This window comes from Paenibacillus silvestris (genome assembly GCF_009882985.1).
Taxonomy (GTDB): Bacteria; Bacillota; Bacilli; order Paenibacillales; family NBRC-103111; genus Paenibacillus_E; species Paenibacillus_E silvestris.
The window spans coordinates 222613-240537 of record NZ_WTUZ01000014.1 but is presented as its reverse complement, the minus strand read 5'-3'; the positions used below and the strand labels follow the sequence as shown (position 1 = coordinate 240537).

The following is a 17925-nucleotide window of genomic DNA, read 5'->3' as shown; positions in this document are numbered from 1 at the left end:
CGAACATTACATAAACTTTTATAATTATTATTCGGTTTTAACTTGAGATTCCTCTATGATTTTGCTATACTCCTAACATAATAAACAATTAAAATGGATAACTCGTATATGCTCGGTAATAGGGTCTGGGCGTCTCTACCTGGTTCCCCAAAATGAACTGGACTTCGAGTTAAAGTATAGGGAATTTGGTTTGTGACCAACGCCTCATTTGGCAAAAGCTTTATTTTGCTTAATTTTATACTTTTGCTCTCTAAGTCTAGCTCCTGGTCTGGGTCTAGTGTAGAGGGCATTTTTTATTTGTAGACTAATTGTTGGGCTATCATTCATCGAGTGTATCAAACATCAAGGGGGAAACTAATTTGTTTAAGAAGTTTGGTTTGCTAGGGGTTGTTGGCACATTACTGGTAACTGGAGCAGTAGGTTGTAGCTCTGTTCAAAAAAGTAGTGCTCAAAGGCCAATTATTATTGAAGGTCCAATGCCCATTGAAGCTGAGAAGTTTGCTAAAAGGTTGGAAAATGTTAAGGAAGAAAAGTCGGGAAGCTTTGTGTTCTATAAAGGAACTGTAGATAATTATCCTGTCATCGTTGCAAAAACAGGAAAGGGAATGGAGAATACGGCTGCTGCTACTGCATTGGCTATCGAAAAGTATAACCCTGTAGCTATTATTAACCAAGGTACATCAGGGGGACATGATCCGAATTTAAATGTTTTTGATATCGTTCTAGGACAGAGAACGACCAACATCGGTTCATTTAAAGCTGGAGACAAGGGTGCGAATCAGGGGATTGATCCAACGATATGGAAACCTATGGATTTGATGGCTTCTGAAGGAAGTGCAGGGGAAGATCCAAACGCAGAGAAACCTCGTTACTATGAGGGAGACAAAAGTCTACTGGCAGCAGCGAACGCCGTTAAGGATATGTATAAGAAAGGTAAGGTTGTTGAAGGTACCATAGGTTCAGGGGATTTCTGGAATAACGAGGTTGATCGAATCAAATGGTTGCATGACAAGTTTGGTACGTCCGTGGAGGAAATGGAAGGTGCCTCGGCCGCGCAAATTGCTAATTCGTATGGTGTGCCATTCCTGGGTATTCGTGTTCTTTCTAATAATAAAACAAATGGCGGAAAATATGATCCGAGTACAGCAGAGGGATGCCAGGAGTATGTGTACGAAGTAGTTAAAAAATATATTACTACACTGCCGAAGAAATAATCGTGTTGTATCGAAGTCTCCCCAAAAGACACCCCAAAGGGTGTCTTTTTTCTTTTCCCAAGGATAGGCCCTCCTCCATTGAGCCATATATGGCTAAGGACCTTGAACAACGAGGAGGTTACGCCAATGAAAGAGTATGTGAATTAGCCTGTAATTTCGCGTTTTTTCGTGCAGGCGCTGAGGCCTCTCAAATATATTGAATTTCATTTCCAATATTGGGGAAACTTAACTACGATTAACCTCGACTGGAGTATTCATAACGGTAGTGATGTGCAGAGGCGGTAAGATGTGGTTAGGTATGACCATATTGGAGGTTAGAAGTTAGGCGCAGTGGCTGCACAGATAATTAGCTGGAAAAACTACCGTTAATCCATAGCGCATCGGGATTTTAGGCTAGTTAAATGGAATTTCTCCCGCTAATTTCAATGAATAACCATGCAAAGTACGGAATTCCCGAAATTTAACAGGAGTTTCTATCTTTAATTTGCTCCAGCGATTAAAAATTACTCGAACAACGCCATATTTTCCATCTATTATCAAAAAATCGACCATTCATATAGCGTTGATAGCCACGTGGAAATAAAAAAAGACCCTCCTCTGTGATTTGTAGGATTTTTGCCCAATATGCACTTGGTTCAGCTGGGCCTTTGCTCTTGGGCGATGACAGCTGCACTATTTTAGGTCAAGTATGTAGTTATTGTGCATTTATTTGTGGATCGCAGAAGGGGGCTAACATGAATTTCTTTAGGAAAATATTTTCGGAGCATCTGGGTGGACAAAGCACGCAAGCTTCCGGTCAAACAGATAAACCACAAGTTAGAATGACTGTATCAAACAACTTGTCGCAAAATGTATCCATAATGAAAGAGATGGTAGGCAATAGTCCTGACCTTGTCATCAAAGAGTTCCTCATTGCAGATAGCTCGATTCGAATGGCTGTTGTGTACACAGAAGGTATGGTGGATAAGAAGATAATAGATGAGCACATTTTGGAACCTTTGATGTCGGGAACACGACGTTCAGCTGAATTAGCTGTGGAACTGTTGGGGCATCCTGACCCCATAGGCATGTTAAAGGAGACCGTATTGACGGTTGAAAGTGTATCCGAGGCAGCAGATTATGAAACGCTTCTGTTGGCAGTCTTGTCTGGGGATAGTGTCATTTTTATGGAAAACACGAGTCGGGCCATCATAGCCTCTACGGGCGGTGGGGAATACCGTGGTGTAGAAGAACCGTCTGCACAATCGCTGATCCGGGGTCCGCGCGAGGGGTTTACGGAATCACTTAAAACGAACATCGCTATGATCCGGCGTAAAATCAAAGATTACAGACTGTGGACGGAGTCCAGAGAGATCGGCAGCGTAACTCGCACACGGGTTACGGTCATGTATTTGAAGGGTGTAGCAGATGACAGTGTGGTTGCCGAATTGCGTAGACGCCTAGATAGAATTGATATAAATGGGATCTTGGAAAGCGGCTACATTGAAGAATACATCCAGGATGAGACATGGACGCCTTTCCCCACCATTACGAACTCCGAACGTCCTGATAGCATTGCCTCCGGTTTATTGGAGGGGCGCGTAGCGATTCTAGTGGATGGCACGCCGTTTGTTCTCATGGTCCCTGCACTCTTCGTACAATATTTCCAATCGGCCGAGGATTATTACCATCGCTGGGATATTAGCACGTTAATTAGAATGATTCGGTACCTGTGCTTCTTTATTGCATTAAGCGGACCTTCACTCTATGTGGCGATTACCACATTTCATCAAGAAATGATTCCGACCAACTTGCTAATCAGTTTGGTGTCCCAACGTGAGGGTGTGCCTTTTCCAGCCTTTATTGAAGCCTTAATGATGGAAGTTACCTTTGAAATTCTAAGGGAGGCTGGCATCCGGATGCCGAGGGCGGTAGGTTCAGCGATTTCAATTGTCGGTACTTTGGTTATCGGTCAAGCTGCTGTGGAAGCGGGAATTGTTTCGGCGGCTATGGTGATTGTTGTATCGATAACAGCAATGTCCAGTTTTGTATTTCCAGCTTACAATATGTCTATCTCGATCCGTATTCTTCGTTTTCCTTTGATGGTGTTAGGAGGCACGTTCGGATTATTCGGCATTATTGTTGGTTTTATCATTATCGTTCTTCATCTATGTACATTAAAATCATTCGGTGTCCCTTATATGAGTTCTTTTGCACCGTTTCATCTATCGGATCAGAAAGACACGCTTTTCAGACTACCGCGATGGATGATGGGAGCTCGTCCCTACGTTATCAGCCGTAACCAAAATGAAATGCCTATTAACCAAGAAGAACCTTCAATAAGGGAGGAGGTTTCGTGATAAGGAAATTACCCGGCTTAATGCTATCCATACTGCTGTTGATCCTTGTAAGCGGCTGTTGGAATAGTAGGGAGCTGAACAGTATTGCTTTGGCAGTGGCACTAGGGATTGATAAAGTTGGTGACCAGTATCTAGTATCCGCACAAATTGTTGTGCCGAGCAATGTAGCAAGCACTGGCAAATCGGAGGGCATGGCGGTAACCATGCTTAAAGCGGAAGGGAAGTCAGTTTTCGAAGCATTGAGACGAATGACGACAACGGCCCCCCGGAAAATCTATCTCGCCCATTTGCGTGTACTGGTTCTGGGAGAGGACTTGGCTCGCGAAGGAATAGCTTCGCCCTTGGATTTCCTGAATCGCGATCACGAGCCAAGGACTGATTTCTTCATCGTCGTTGCCAAACACTTATCCGCAGAAGATGTCCTTAAGGTGGCAACACCGCTTGAAAAAGTTCCAGCCAACCGTATGTTTTTCTCCTTACTTACCTCTGAACGCTTTTGGGCGCCAACCCGAGTGGTTAAACTGGATGAGGTCATTCTGGATCTTGTCACAGAGGGGAGAAGTCCCGTATTGACGACGATTGAGGTGACAGGCCCTGAGGAGATTGTTGAAAGCAAAGCAAACACGGAACAAATTAATCCGCCTTCGAAATTGAAATATGCGGGACTGGCTTACTTCAAAAAAGATAAACTGGCAGGTTGGTTGAGCGAGAATGACAGCAAAGCCTATAACTATTTGAATGATAACGTGAATAATACGGTTGGAGTCGTGACCTGCCCGGGAGGCGGACAGATATCGTTGGAGATTATTCGTACTAAGACCGAAGCAAAGGGGGGAGTCGAACTCGGGAAACCGTGGATTGAAGCGAACATTCATGCTGAAATGAATGTGGGTACTGTAGAGTGCCAAATCGATCTAATGGACATGGGAATCATGGATAAGCTTGAGAAATCTGCCAATGAGCAATTGGAAGAATTAATTCTGACTTCAGTCCACAAGGCTCAGAAGCAGATTAAGTATGACGTCTTCGGGTTCGGTGATCTCATTCATCGCGATGATCCTAAGGGCTGGAAAGGGATTAAAGATAATTGGGAAAAGGCTTTTGTAGATCTTCAAGTGGATGTTAAGGCAGATGTGAAAATAAGACGTTTGGCGAAAGTAGGAAACTCTTTCATCAATGACATCAAGGAGTAAATGGATATGATGCTGGCGGTAACAGCTGTGATTGCCGTTTCGATCGTTATTTTCTGGGTTGAATTCCTTCCGTTATGGCGAAAAAAAATGCTGAAGGAGGCATGGAGTTTCAGTTTACTATTGTTTTGCGGCGTAGGCCTGAACGTAGCACACGTTCTGCGCCTCCCTCTCCCAAATCCGCTGCAAGCAATGGTTTTTATTTTTAAACCGGTTAGTGAAGCCATGGAAAGTTTATTGAAATAATCGCAGAGGTGGGCAATTATGCTGAAGTTGGAAAAAGGATCGATAAGTATTCGTCAGTTTACCATCATCGTTATCGTACTAACTCTAGGCGATTCCATCCTGATCTTACCTTCGGGGGTAGCTGCTATCTCACATCAGGATGCTTGGTTATCGGCATGGATCGGACTGGTTTTTGGTCTACTCGTTGTCTGGTTTTTCTCTTATATGGCCGGACTCTTTCCTAACCTTTCACTCATTCAATATACGACGCTTATTGCAGGGAAGTGGCTTGGATTTTTCATCAACTTGACATTCTTGATCTATTTTTTCTTTACAGAGATGTGTGTTTCCTGGCAGATTGGCGACTTTATGGCAACGGATAATATGCCGGAAACACCCATCGAGTCCATTGAAATTATGTTTTTTGTGATCATGGTTTTTGCAGTTCGATTGGGGATCGATTCCATCATTCGAGCGGCTGAAATCTTTTTTCCATGGGTGATCCTGATGCTTCTCGTATTAATGATACTATTAGCTACTCAAATGGACATGGAGCGCATGCGCCCCATATTGGAGAATGGGATGAAGCCAGTGATCTGGGGGTCATTGAATGCCGGGAGTTTTCCGTATATGGAAATCTTTTGTCTTCTCGTGATCATGCCTCATGTGAAAGAACATAAGAAAGTGAAAAGAAATTTTGTTGTGGGCGCTCTTCTTGGTGGCATAGTCATAAATATTATTTTGACTCAAAGTATTCTTGTACTAGGCGAATATAGAACCGCTAATACGTATTATTCCAGTTTTGCATTAGCTCAACAGGTAAGTATCCGTAATATTGCCGAAAGATTGGAAGCAATTATTGCCTTTACATGGATTATTACGACCTACATCAAGACAACGTTATACTTCTATGCGTTAAATATAGGGATTGCCCAAATGTTGAAACTGAAAGATTATAAAATTTTGACCTTGCCTATTGGGATGATTAGTTTTGCTTCTATTTTTATCTCGATACCTAGCTCACAGTTCTTTTCGAATATAGCCATTCACTATTGGGCTTTATATGATATCGCGATGAGTCTGGTCGTCCCCTTATGTCTATTAGGTATCTATGCTGTGCGAAAAAAGAAGTTGAGGGCACTAGTTAACCAATCGTCATGGTGAATGTCTAGGCCGCTTCCAAGATCACCCTTATAAAATAGATGGCAATGGGTACGCTATTAGCAAAGGAGTTGAGAAATATGAATATCTTGGAGGTACTCGGCGATACGATCAAGCCGTTTCTGGATGGCGAAAAGCCTCCTTTAAATGTAGGAGAAGTCATGAATCTGTGGTTTTACTACAATGCAACCGATCAAACGATGCGCGGTGAGCAGGTATCTTTTAATATTACGGAGGATCCTGAATTGAAAGAGAAGCTGCGAGAGGTCATTAATGATGTGCACCGGCCGATACTTGAGGACCTGACTGAATTTCTGAGAGTGGAAGGTGTCCCGCTGCCAGCGGCATCTCCGGATAAACCGGTTGGCGATTTTCGAGATATTCCGAAGGGGTCGAAGTTGTCAGATGAGGAAATAGCGAATCTTCTCAGCTTCAATTTAGTATTGGGAATCAATTATGCTTGTCGAGGGCTGACAGAAGCCGTACGGCCGGATGTGGCCATGATGTTTGCCAAGTTTCAGATGAAAAAGTTAATTTTCTCGATAACATTTAAGGATATGCTGATGAGCAAAGGCTGGTTGCTGGCTCCGCCGCCGTACGTTAGACCGGAAGCATGAAGAGGCCGCGGCGCCCTGCTACATTAAGAAAAAGCACCTGTAAAGGGTGCTTTTTTGCAGTGGCTTATGGTTTCAACAGTAGTGTGTGGATAAGTTCCTCTTGGGTAAAAGGTTGCTTTCTTCCTGAATGGATGACTTTGACTAGGTAAGGCTTATCCGGATTCTTCATATGATAAAAGCCAGGGATTCGCATGACTCTCGTTAGGTTCGTAATCATAGGGTCTGACCCAAATTTGCTGGCCAGCGCTTTTTGGATAGGAACGAATTTACTTACGGAACCGCCTTGAATGACCCAATAGATGTGATAGCCGTTTTTGGTTTCAACGATCATCGCATGTTTGATCTGATGCCAGTGCTTTTTCAGGAAGCTCTTTTTCAATAGAGCAACTCGATCCTCGGAGCGATGAGCTTTAAGCAGGTACTGCCCTTGCTTTCCTTTTTTGATTTCAATGGATTGTATCCGCTCCAAGGGGCTTTCTTTGAGTTGTTGGATGCGTTCTTTTAATTGTTCTTTGGTTGGGAATTGTTCAGATATTTTATTAAGATCAACATCAATAAACTGTGCTCTGATGTCTTTGATTTCGCGCGTTTTTTCATCCCTGCGGTTAATTTCCATGAATATCGCGTAGCCCTTAGCATTTTGACTGAGTAAATGGACGGATTTGTTGCCTTTGGAAAGCAGCTCGATTCGAGGGACTTGTTTTTCCAATAGTAAAAGGGGCTTATGGAGCAAGACGGCCTTTTTATCGCCAGATGAATTCAAAGAGTGCGCAGAATGTGCGGATTTCGCCTGGTTCTGTTTCGTGCGCTCAGCATCGTTGACTAAGATGAAGTGAAGTTGCTCATCCCCTTTGCGGCAAAGTCTATGAACGAAATGATGCATATGGCTGGAACTTCGCTTAACCAGAGAAGAATAAAGAGTAGATCTTTTTTTCATCAGGCCACATCCCCTTTGTCTAGATGACTGTCACGTACGTGATTGGTATTCTAAACATTCATATTCTGAGAGGACCGAACTAGTGTAAACCTTGGAACCTATTTTCATGGGCATAGGGGTGTTTGCAAAGAGAAAGACACCCGTAAGGGTGCCTTTTCACACATCATGAGGACGGTTTAACTTGACCGCGAACTTCACCTTCCGGATTCCGGGCGGTGTGCACGTTGACATAGGCATTGCCGTCTTCGAATTCCGTGATTAAGTCTCTAAGCGTCTTGCCTTGCAGGGGACCGACTAAATCTTGATTCGTCAAAGTGCCTCGAATGACACCTCGTCGGACGGAAATACCGAATTTATTGGGTCCAAATAGGAATATAGCTACGGGACCGCCTCGACCTGTTAGTCCAACATGAATATAGCCTTGGGTGGCACGAGAAATATTGCGTATGATCAAGGCAAATCTTAACTGGGTTCCGCTGCTGTTCAGCTCGAATATGGCATCTCCGGTGGCTGCAGTTTGTACGGGGGGGACTTCGTTTCTACCGTTTAGAAAGGCTTTGTATATAGTAGGAATAGGTCTTCACTCTCCTTATCTAGTAATACTTCTATGTATTCATAGATTGAGAGATTTGCTTATGAATAGGCCTAGAGGACAAGAATTTCATCGTGCGAGGGAGGGGGAGTAGGGGGCCAGGGGAACTATAGTCCGTTATTTTGGCGTGAAATAGCACTTCGGCTTCTAGAAGGGAACTGTGATCCCCTATTTCGCTGTTTTTCCTGAAAATTACAGCTCCAAGCATAGATAAGACCCTGTAGTTCCGCTAGAGAAGGAAATGACTCCATTTCCTTCAATTAGCGGACTCCAGTTCCGTTAAATAAAATCCTAGCGGAATTCTCCGCTAGAAACAGCACTCTGACGGTCATACAAGTTGAACATGATGTTGTACAGGACCGCGGAAATAACAGCGATCCCCGCTAGCAGGATGAATGTCCATGTGAAGCCGATCCAGGAAGAGATCGGGATCGATAGCGGCGCTAAGGTGCGCCCAAGCGTATAGCGCAAGCTGCCAGCGGCAAAATACTGGCCGCGCATATGCTCGGGAGCCAGCCGCGAGACGAAAGCTTGCTGAGGGCCAGCCGACATAAGCTCAGCCAGCGTGAACACGGCGATCGCGAGGGTGAATCCCCAGAAGGTGGACATGTGGCCGAACATGACGATGCCAATCGCATAGAAAAGCGCACCGCCAATGAATACGTAGCGGTCACGATAAGCGAGCATCCACTTGGTAACAAGCACGGTAAATAGGGCTACGAACAGTCCGTTCTCTGATACAATCAGGCCGAACAACTGCTTGCCGGATAACTGCAGGTTCCAGTCGCCGTAGGAGAAGATCGTCGATAACTTCACGGTTTCCTCCATGAAAACAGGGAACAGCAAATCCAGCTGCATGAAGGTCTGAGACAGCAGCACACCCGCGAGGATGAATAGCAGGAAGACGCGGTCAGCAGCAATGATCTTATAGTCGCGCAGCTGCGCGGCAAGGAACCGGTACCAGGGCTCACCGGCTTCGGAGCGGTTGCGCTGGGCAAGCTTGTCCGGCAGCGTTTCGTGTAAGGTGCGGCTCATCGTCAATGAGAGGAGAAGACAGAAAACCGAAGCAGCGAAAAGCACGATGTACGGATTATCATCGTATGTGATAGATCCGAGCAGTGGGCCGACAACGACAGACACATTCGCTGCGGTATAGAAGATGGCGAAGACGCTGGAGCGGTGCTCCTCCTTGACAACATCGGCGACCATCGCTTGGCTGGCAGGCCAATAGATGGAACCGCACATGCTGGCCAAGCTGAATCCGATGAAGCCAAGAACGGGCATCGCGATTAGAGGAGAAGCGGCAAGAGCGAAGATGCCGTACCCGATGCCTTGTCCGCACGCCGCAAGGACCATCATCCGTTTGCGTCCGAAACGGTCAGCGCAGTAGCCGCCCATTAGGTTGGCGAAAACGGACAACGTTTGTGACAAGATCAGGAGAACGCCCGTCCAGCCTTTGCCGAAGGAGTTCGCAAAATAGATCGATAGAAACGGAAAAAAGGTCCAAAAAATAACATTAAAAGCGGTCTCTCCGCCAAGGCGGATTTTTAAATTAATATCCCAATCTCTCATTCTCATCTGGCTGTTACCTCTAGTTGTTAGTGTTTACTTACATACTACCATTCTTGCTAAATAAACAAAACGAAGGAAGAACATGCGGATAATCGGATTATTGACGTCGAATGACGGCTTTTTGCAAGGACCTCGTATCGGTCTGTAGACCGAGAAGGAATATGCCCCACGTCTGAATGAATTCTGTGATAGATCGTGTATACTTATATAAAAAAGCAGCAACAGGAGGAACTTTTATCATGAATGCTGAAACGTTGGTCGGATATGGCATTGGCGCACTGGTCATTATACTGATAATCTGGCTCAGAACCCGAGGCAAAACACGTCCGATCAAAAATAAAGGGATTGGAATTCTAACTCCGGTCATTATACTTCCTATTCTCTTTGGTTTTTCCATCTACTCGCTAACGCAAATTCCGGATCATCCTTTTCATTTACCCGTGATCTGGGAGATGTTGTGCGCCATGCTGCTTGGCATGGGGCTGGGCAGTATTATGCTGTATCATACCGGTTATGAGAAGCGGGAGGACGGTTATGTTTACTCCAAGCCAAATAAGAATTTCAAGTATGTCATCATTGCTGTATTGGTTATTCGCATCGCGCTTTCGCAATATTTCAAAGGGCTGGATTATACGGAGTTTACGCTTCTTACCATGCTAATGGCTTACCTATATATTTCAGTTTGGCGCATTGGCAGTTTCATGAAATACCGCAAAGCTAGTGTGAACTAAATCGTGACAGAAGAGTGCCTGGGCTGCTAGCAGCTTGGGGCTTTTTTATTTTGGCGAAAAGGTAGGTTGCTCACGATATATCAGTAGAAGATCGGCATGTAATGTTGTAATATATATTAGACAAGATATGACAATTTTTTTTCGCAGCGAGTAGATAAACGGGTGAGGTGTCACATGAAATTTCTGTTCTATTTTGCACAATGCAGTGCATTAATCGTGACTTTTGTTTTTTTATTAAGATGGCTGTACCCCTACTATGTCAAATGCTCCAAAAGAGCGCAGTCGGTCATTTTCGGAATCGCTTTTGGAATCTTCGGTCTGATCATTATGCAAATCCCTCTAAATGTTGCTTACGGATTGCATATGGATGTCCGATTTGTAAGCGTTATATTTTCGGCTGTTTTTGGCGGTCCTCTATCTGCTATCCTCACAACTCTGATGATTGGCGCTTATCGCATCAGCCTTGGGGGACAACTGCTTTTTCCGCTAGGCTCTCTCGTGACAACGATGTTGATCAGCATTGCGGTTCATCAGTGGAGTGTTACCAATAGAAAGCTCATGGAGAGATATGGCTGGCTCTTAGGGCTGGTTATCGGCCTTCACACGGTAGGCTGGTCGCTGCTCGCGCCGCCGGAAACGATGAATTATTTTCTAACAGACTTTTCAATCAGTTATGTGATTTTTTATACGATAGCCATTCCACTTTACTACTCTTTGATCGCTTACGAAATCAGAAGCTTCGAGACGGAGATCAAGCTGCGCGAGAGCGAGAACCGGTATCGGACGCTGGTGCAGAATTCCCCTGATCTTGTCTATTGCTGCGACCTCGACGGGACGATTACGCAGGTTAATAACAAGATGTCATATTTTTTGAAAAGGAGAGAGCATGACTTGCTCGGGCGAAATATGCTGGACTTGATGGCATCCGAGAAGGTTCGCGGACAGTGGCTGCAAGCGCTTAACGAAGTGCTGGGCACCAAGGAATCCAAGTCTTTCGAAGCGGAAGGCCTCATGCCCTGTGGTGAAAATAAATGTATGCACTACACCATTTCACCGATTTTCAATCGGAACAAAGAGATCGTGGAAGTAACGGGAACTGGCCATGATATTACCGAGCTTAGGCAGCAAGAGAAGGCACTACACCAATACAAAGGCCACCTCGAAGAGCTGGTGGAGGCCCGCACGTCGGAGCTGGCGGAAGCCAAAGAGATGGCCGAGTCCGCGAATCGCGCGAAAGGCGAGTTTCTGGCCAATATGAGCCACGAAATCCGCACGCCGCTCAATGCGGTGACGGGTTTAAGTTATTTGCTTCAGCAAACGGAGCTTTCCGAACAGCAGCAGGTCTATGTAGATAAAACGATTATCTCAGCCAAAAATTTGATCGCACTCATCAATGACGTCCTGGACTTCTCAAAAATAGAAGCAAAAAAGCTGGTCATCGAGCAAGTTGATTTCGACCTATACGATGTGCTGAACCAGATTTCCAATCTGATTGGGATGAAGGCTTATGACAAAGGATTGAAGCTGCATTTCTCCATTCATCATGAAGTTCCGCAAATGCTGATTGGCGACCCATTCCGATTAAATCAAATTTTGATCAACCTGTCGAATAATGCGGTGAAATTCACGGAACAGGGAGAGATCACTTTTGAAATCTGCCTTTTATCCAAAAGCGAAAGGGGCGTCACGCTCGGATTTACGGTCCGTGATACAGGAATTGGCATTACGGAAGAACAGCAGGAGCAGCTGTTCCACCATTTTACACAGGCAGATATGTCAACAACCCGGAAGTACGGCGGGACAGGGCTTGGTCTTGTGATTAGTAAGAATCTGGTCGAGCTGATGGGCGGAGCCATAGGTGTAGAGAGTCAAGCTGGACAGGGCAGTTCGTTCTCCTTTACAGCGAATTTCGGCCATAGCACGGGATCGCGGCTCACGTCAAAGAACCAAGACTCAAAGTTGAAACTACTTAGAGCGCTGTTAGTTTGTGATGAAGCGGACATGCAGCTAGTGCTCAAACAGCAGCTTGAACAGTTCCAGTTCATTGTCAACACGGCAGATTCCGAGAGCGGGGCAATTGAACAAATTTATCGCAATGGCCGCTATGATTTGGTTATCGTAGATTGGAAGCTGAGGGATTCTGTTGCTGTTCCGCTTGCTGAACGCCTGCAACTCGAATTCTCCTCACCGATGCAGGTCATCGTGATGGTTACCGCGTATCATGAACCTGAGCTGCAAACGCGTGTTCGTTCGCAAGCCATAGATAAGGTGTTGTATTACCCGATCAGCCAGTCGCAATTGTATAACGAGCTTATTAGCTTGTTTCAACAGCATTTTGTTGCCAAGCAAGTGACAGGACCCGATCCTGAGAAGTCGGAGCGTTTCAAAGCGCTGCAGTATGCAAGTGTTTTACTAGTGGAAGATAATGAAATCAATCAATTAGTTGCTACGGAAATGCTGAAAGAAGTTGGGGTCGTCGTCGATGTGGCTGAAAATGGTCTGGAGGCTGTCTCTCGTGTAAAGCTGAGGCGTTATGATGCGATTCTGATGGATTTGCAAATGCCTGTGATGGGCGGCTATGAGGCGACGAAACACATCCGTCAGCTGGAGCATGCGAAAGATATTCCGATTATTGCGATGACGGCGGATGCTATGAAAGGCGTGAAGGATGAAGTGCTTGAAGCGGGTATGAACGGTTATATAACGAAACCTTTCGATCCCATTCAGCTGTTTGGTTTGCTGCAGCGGCTGATTCAGACTTCAACGGTGAAAGGGTACAAGCAAATCGCGGCTTCTACGGAGATGGCAGACGGGCCGGACGTGAAATAGAACATGCTGCTCTCCAAGCCATCTGGCGTGTGTTTTGCTATAATTAAAAGGCAAGTACTAACGAAGCGGGTGATCATTCAGATATGCTAGTCATCAATCAACGCGAGGTTCTGGAATTGCTGTCCATGTCAGCTTGTATTGAAATCATGCAGGCTGTATTGGCAGACTTGACGAATGGACAGGCCATTCAATCGCTAAGAAGTGTTGTTCCGCTGCAGGGGAGTCATGTTATGGGACTCATGCCAGCATACTTGAAGCGGGAAGAGCGAGTGGGGGCCAAAGTGATTACGGTGATGCCGGATAATCATGCCAAGGGGATGCCTTCGCATCAAGGGTTTGTTTCTTTGTTCAATTCAACCAATGGTCAATTGGAAGCAATTGTTGATGGCACCAAAATCACCGCGATCCGCACAGCGGCTGTCAGTGCGGTGGCTACTAAGCTGCTGGCGAGACCAGAAGCGAGCACGCTAGCGCTGATCGGAACAGGCGAGCAAGCCAGAACTCACATCGAGGCGATGAGTATGGTTCGTCCGATCGAGCGGATCAAGGTATGGGGACCGAACCCGGCCCATGCCCAGAAGTTGAAGGAGGAGACGGAAGGGCGGTACAACCTTCCTGTCGAGGTCGCATCTTCCGCGGAGGACGCGGTGCGGGATGCGGATATTATTTGTACGGTGACGGCGGCAACGATACCTATTGTGCAAGGAGCGTGGATCAAGGAAGGCGCTCACATCAACGCTGTCGGTGCCTGCCGGGCAAAGGACAGAGAGCTGGATACCGAACTCGTGCGTCAAGCGGAGTTGTTCGTTGATCGCCGAGAGTCCGCCGTGAACGAAGCGGGGGATTACTTGATTCCCCTGAGCGAAGGGGCGATCGGGGAGGGGCACATTTTAGGCGAAATCGGAGAATTAGTGGTGGGGCTTAAACCAGGCAGGAGTTCGAGCGCAGCGATTACACTTTTTAAATCATTGGGGCTTGCCTGTGAGGATCTGGCAGCTGCTCATTATATTGTTCAAGAAGCGGTTCGCAGGAAGAAAGGCACACAAATTGCATTTTAGGAGCGATGATAGATGAAGATGAATCTCACGGATGGACTGTATCCTTTTCACTTAACATCAGAGCAGGAGGACCGTGCGAGCCGGCTTCACGAGAGCAGCATTATTATTGATTTGCTCTTTCAAGGGCCTTTGTCGCCCCAAGCGATCCCTGCGCATATCTCCGAAAACATCCGTGAAGCCTGCGAGCCTTACCGGGATGAACCGATGGTGTACAGCGGCATGCCAAGCAAAATCATTCATGATATGGCGGTTCGCGGAGAGCTCCCGGCTTTCAAGGAGGAGTGGTATCGTTCTGGCATTACGGCGGGCAACCGCCAATTGGACGTATCCAATATAGAGAGCATTGTGACCAGCATGGGCGAAATACAGCGTCAATTCGACGCGATGGATTGGATGGTCAAAGTGCTGAAAGCGGAAGATATCCGCGCCGCCAAAAGCAGCAATAGGAAAGCGGGCATCGTAACCGCGCAGGAGACGGACGGATTAGGCAAAAATCTTGCCTTGCTGGACGCGCTTTATCATTTCGGTCTGCGTGTTTTGCAGCTTACGTACAACAACCAGAATTACATTGCTTCGGGCTGTGCGGAGCAGGCGAACGGCGGTGTAAGCAACTTCGGCACGCGCTTCATTAGCAGAATGAACGAACTTGGCATCATCGTCGACACGAGCCACTGCGGCAAGCAAACGACGCTGGATGCTTGCCGGCTTTCGACAGCGCCGGTCATCGCTTCTCATACAGGCGTCGAGGCGCTATTTGGCCATATGCGCTGCAAAAGTGATGAGGAGCTCCGCGCGATTGCTGGAACCGGCGGTGTCATTGGCATCTTTGCAATGCCGTGGTTCGTCTATGAAGACCCGAAGGAGACGACAATCGAGCATGTACTTGATCATATCGACTATGTGGTTCGGCTGGTCGGGGTTGATCATGTGGGCATTGGAACGGATTGGCCGATGAGCGATGTGGAATGGTCTCTGGTGTATTTTAAAGAGCATATTGCCCCGAGAATTGGCTTTGCCAAAGGGGACGGCCCGTCGACGGAGACAGTGAAGGGGCTGGAGAAGTACAGTTACTTCATCAACTTCACACGCGGCCTGGTAGCAAGAGGATATAGCGATGAGGACATTCAGAAGATTATGGGCGGCAACTGGCTGCGTGTTTTTGAACAAGTCTGGGGATAGGAGTTAACGGGGATGAGCACATATTTTCAGTCAACGACGTTTAATTTGTATTGTGCTGGCGTGTATGAGGGGAAAATCCGTTTTGCCGAAAACGGGATTATGCATGCCAAGGTGGACGCACGCAGGAGAACCCAAATGCAGGAGAATGTCCTGCAGGAGAGGACACCGTACATACTGCCTTTCGCTAAAATAAAGACGTCCTTGGCACATTATGCTATTGCTGTTTGGCAGGGAGACGAGGTAACGCTCGGCAATGGTGATCTTTATGCACGGCATGTTCGTTATACGGCTTTCGTGGCGGGGCAGGTGGGGGAAGCTGTACGAGTGGGAGAGCCGGGAGGACCGGGAGTGCTGGGAGAGCCAGGAGAGCCAGGAGAGCCAGGAGAGCCAGGAGGACCAGGGAAAGAGATGACATCTCAGGTTTGGGCGATGCGGAAGGATACGGCGCTCGACATCGTGACTGTGGATGGGCGCATCATCGCGTTCGTGGCACCGAACCGGTACGGGATGGAGGTGCTCGTAGCAGAGGGGTACGAAGCGTTGACTCCGCTTGTGGTGTACGAAGATCCGCTCCTCTCCAAGCCGGAGTTCGGCGTGAATGATCTAGGTACCTTCCTCGTCCCGATGCGGGATGGTGTGCGTTTGGCAACGGACGTGTACCTGCCTGAGGGAGTTCAATCGGCGCAGGGACTGCCAACCATACTCATTCGAACTTGCTATGATCGCAACTTGCGAAAAGAGTTTTTCAAGCGTTGGGCGAACAAAGGGTACGCTGTCGTCAATCAGGATGTTAGAGGGCGCGCGGACTCCGAGGGAGAGCTGGTTCCATTCTACTACGAGCGCGACGACAGTGCCGATACGATCGACTGGATCGTGTCGCAGGAGTGGTCAAATGGCAATGTCGGCATGTGGGGGGCCTCCTACCTCGGATATGTTGTGACCGCAGCATCGACAAGTGGACACCCGAATCTGAAGGCGGTCGTCAACGAAGTGAACGTGGGCTCACCGTTCGTGGATACAGTGCGCAAAGGCGGAACCGTTTGCTCTTGGCCATTGCTCTGCTGGACGCTTGCACAGTCCGTTGGAACGAGGACGGACTTTGATATTTTTGCAGGTAAAACCGTTGATCCGGAGAAAGCCGTGGATGCCAGACCAATCAGGGAGATCCCCCAGCAGATGATTGGCAGAGCCTCTGGGCCTTGGGATCTGTGGAGTGAACATCCGGAGTATGATGATTTCTGGAGGAACTGCACCTTTACGGAGCGTGGCGACCAGGTCAAGGTGCCGATGTTTGTCATTTCCGGTTGGTACGACGGAGATAGCGCAGGCGTCTCGGAGACATGGAGCATGCTGACCAAGCACGACGTTCCCAACCGGAAGATATGGCTCGGACCGTGGGAACACGGCCCTAACCGAGCAAGAGATCTACTCGGTACCAGCTTCAGCAACGATGCGGTTGTTTACGATTATGACGTCAACGTGCTGCGCTGGTTCGACAGGTTCCTCAAAGGGCTGCCGAACGGCATCGATCAAGAGCCAAGGGCGAAGTATTACGTTGTTGGAAGCAACGAATGGCGAACGTCTGGGGATTGGACACCTGTGGAAGCCGAAGTTAGGAATTTTTATTTGGGAAGTCATGGTCGTGCGAACTCCAGTCATGGAGATGGCGTGCTGATGGAGGCGCCTCCTCGGCATAGTCCTACGGATACGTACGTGTATAACCCAGAGGATCCTATAGCCGACAGCGGCGAAAGAGAACCGGAGAATATGCGCAAACATGAGCTGCGCAGTGATATTCTCGTGTACACTAGTGCTGTGCTGGAGAGTGATTTAACCGTAGCGGGCGAGCTAGCTTGTGAATTGTATGCGGCGAGCACCGGAGTCGATACCGACTGGGTCGTTACTTTAAGCGATGTTGATGCGCAGGGCAATTCAATCAAGCTCTCCAATTACATCGTCCGGGCGAAGTACCGAGGAGGATTGGATGCGCCAGAGCTGCTTACGCCTGGCAAGGTGGAAAAGTACGCGATATTCATGCAAAATATCGCTCACACGTTCCGCCAAGGTCACCAGTTGCGGTTCACGGTTACATCATCGAGCAAGTTCATCGCGTTTCCGAACACGAATACTGGCGTCAATCCCTATGAGGATCCGAAGCCAGTGATCGTGCAGCAAACGATTTACCATTCGGAAGAGTATCCTAGTCATGTGAAGCTGCCGATTATTACATAAGCGAGGGTGTTTAGAGAAGTACAGTCCGCTATCTCCCTGAAAATCCGCA

14 protein-coding genes and 1 riboswitch are annotated in these 17925 nt (G+C 47.3%); of the genes, 11 read left to right on the top strand and 3 right to left on the bottom strand.

Features of this window, described 5'->3' with window-relative positions; all coding sequences use genetic code 11:
• Window positions 1-82: 82 nt before the first annotated feature.
• A riboswitch (purine riboswitch) is annotated at window positions 83-185 on the top strand.
• Window positions 186-401: 216 nt separating this feature from the next.
• From GQF01_RS10960 to GQF01_RS10935, 6 genes are all read left to right on the top strand, one after another.
• On the top strand, window positions 402-1214 hold the full coding sequence (locus GQF01_RS10960) for a 5'-methylthioadenosine/S-adenosylhomocysteine nucleosidase (protein WP_235959426.1): 813 nt from the start codon (window positions 402-404) through the stop codon (window positions 1212-1214).
• Window positions 1215-1948: 734 nt separating this feature from the next.
• A complete protein-coding gene (locus tag GQF01_RS10955; RefSeq protein ID WP_235959407.1) occupies window positions 1949-3553 on the top strand; it encodes a spore germination protein in 1605 nt (534 codons plus the stop codon).
• Window positions 3550-4746, top strand: a complete 1197-nt coding sequence (locus tag GQF01_RS10950; RefSeq protein ID WP_328803436.1) for a Ger(x)C family spore germination protein — start codon at window positions 3550-3552, stop codon at window positions 4744-4746. The genes GQF01_RS10955 and GQF01_RS10950 overlap by 4 nt, the downstream gene beginning before the upstream one ends.
• Window positions 4747-4989 (top strand): hypothetical protein, encoded by a 243-nt coding sequence (locus GQF01_RS10945; RefSeq protein WP_161406813.1) that lies wholly within the window; start codon window positions 4747-4749, stop codon window positions 4987-4989.
• Between the two features lie 18 nt (window positions 4990-5007).
• On the top strand, window positions 5008-6132 hold the full coding sequence (locus GQF01_RS10940; RefSeq protein ID WP_161406812.1) for a GerAB/ArcD/ProY family transporter: 1125 nt from the start codon (window positions 5008-5010) through the stop codon (window positions 6130-6132).
• Between the two features lie 77 nt (window positions 6133-6209).
• On the top strand, window positions 6210-6746 hold the full coding sequence (locus tag GQF01_RS10935; RefSeq protein ID WP_161406811.1) for a DUF3231 family protein: 537 nt from the start codon (window positions 6210-6212) through the stop codon (window positions 6744-6746).
• A 64-nt stretch (window positions 6747-6810) separates the two neighbouring features.
• Here GQF01_RS10935 and GQF01_RS10930 read toward each other — a convergent pair whose 3' ends face one another.
• From GQF01_RS10930 to GQF01_RS10920, 3 genes are all read right to left on the bottom strand, one after another.
• Entirely contained in the window at window positions 6811-7683 is an 873-nt protein-coding gene (locus tag GQF01_RS10930) for a DNA-primase RepB domain-containing protein (protein ID WP_161406810.1), read from the bottom strand.
• A gap of 163 nt (window positions 7684-7846) precedes the next feature.
• Window positions 7847-8248, bottom strand: a complete 402-nt coding sequence (locus tag GQF01_RS10925) for a CHRD domain-containing protein (protein ID WP_328803439.1) — start codon at window positions 8246-8248, stop codon at window positions 7847-7849.
• A 318-nt stretch (window positions 8249-8566) separates the two neighbouring features.
• Window positions 8567-9853: an MDR family MFS transporter gene (locus GQF01_RS10920; RefSeq protein WP_161406809.1), complete on the bottom strand. Its 1287-nt coding sequence runs from the start codon at window positions 9851-9853 to the stop codon at window positions 8567-8569.
• 233 nt (window positions 9854-10086) lie between these two features.
• On the opposite strand from GQF01_RS10920, the gene GQF01_RS10915 reads away from it, so the two are divergent.
• The 5 genes from GQF01_RS10915 to GQF01_RS10895 all read left to right on the top strand — a co-directional run bounded on the left by GQF01_RS10915 (window position 10087) and on the right by GQF01_RS10895 (window position 17876).
• Window positions 10087-10578: a CcdC protein domain-containing protein gene (locus tag GQF01_RS10915; RefSeq protein ID WP_161406808.1), complete on the top strand. Its 492-nt coding sequence runs from the start codon at window positions 10087-10089 to the stop codon at window positions 10576-10578.
• A 174-nt stretch (window positions 10579-10752) separates the two neighbouring features.
• Complete coding sequence (locus GQF01_RS10910; RefSeq protein ID WP_161406807.1) at window positions 10753-13407, top strand: response regulator; 2655 nt, start codon at window positions 10753-10755, stop codon at window positions 13405-13407.
• An 83-nt stretch (window positions 13408-13490) separates the two neighbouring features.
• Window positions 13491-14465, top strand: a complete 975-nt coding sequence (locus GQF01_RS10905; protein WP_161406806.1) for an ornithine cyclodeaminase family protein — start codon at window positions 13491-13493, stop codon at window positions 14463-14465.
• Between the two features lie 12 nt (window positions 14466-14477).
• Entirely contained in the window at window positions 14478-15644 is a 1167-nt protein-coding gene (locus GQF01_RS10900) for a dipeptidase (RefSeq protein ID WP_161406805.1), read from the top strand.
• A gap of 12 nt (window positions 15645-15656) precedes the next feature.
• Window positions 15657-17876: a CocE/NonD family hydrolase gene (locus GQF01_RS10895; protein ID WP_161406804.1), complete on the top strand. Its 2220-nt coding sequence runs from the start codon at window positions 15657-15659 to the stop codon at window positions 17874-17876.
• Window positions 17877-17925 lie beyond the last annotated feature (49 nt).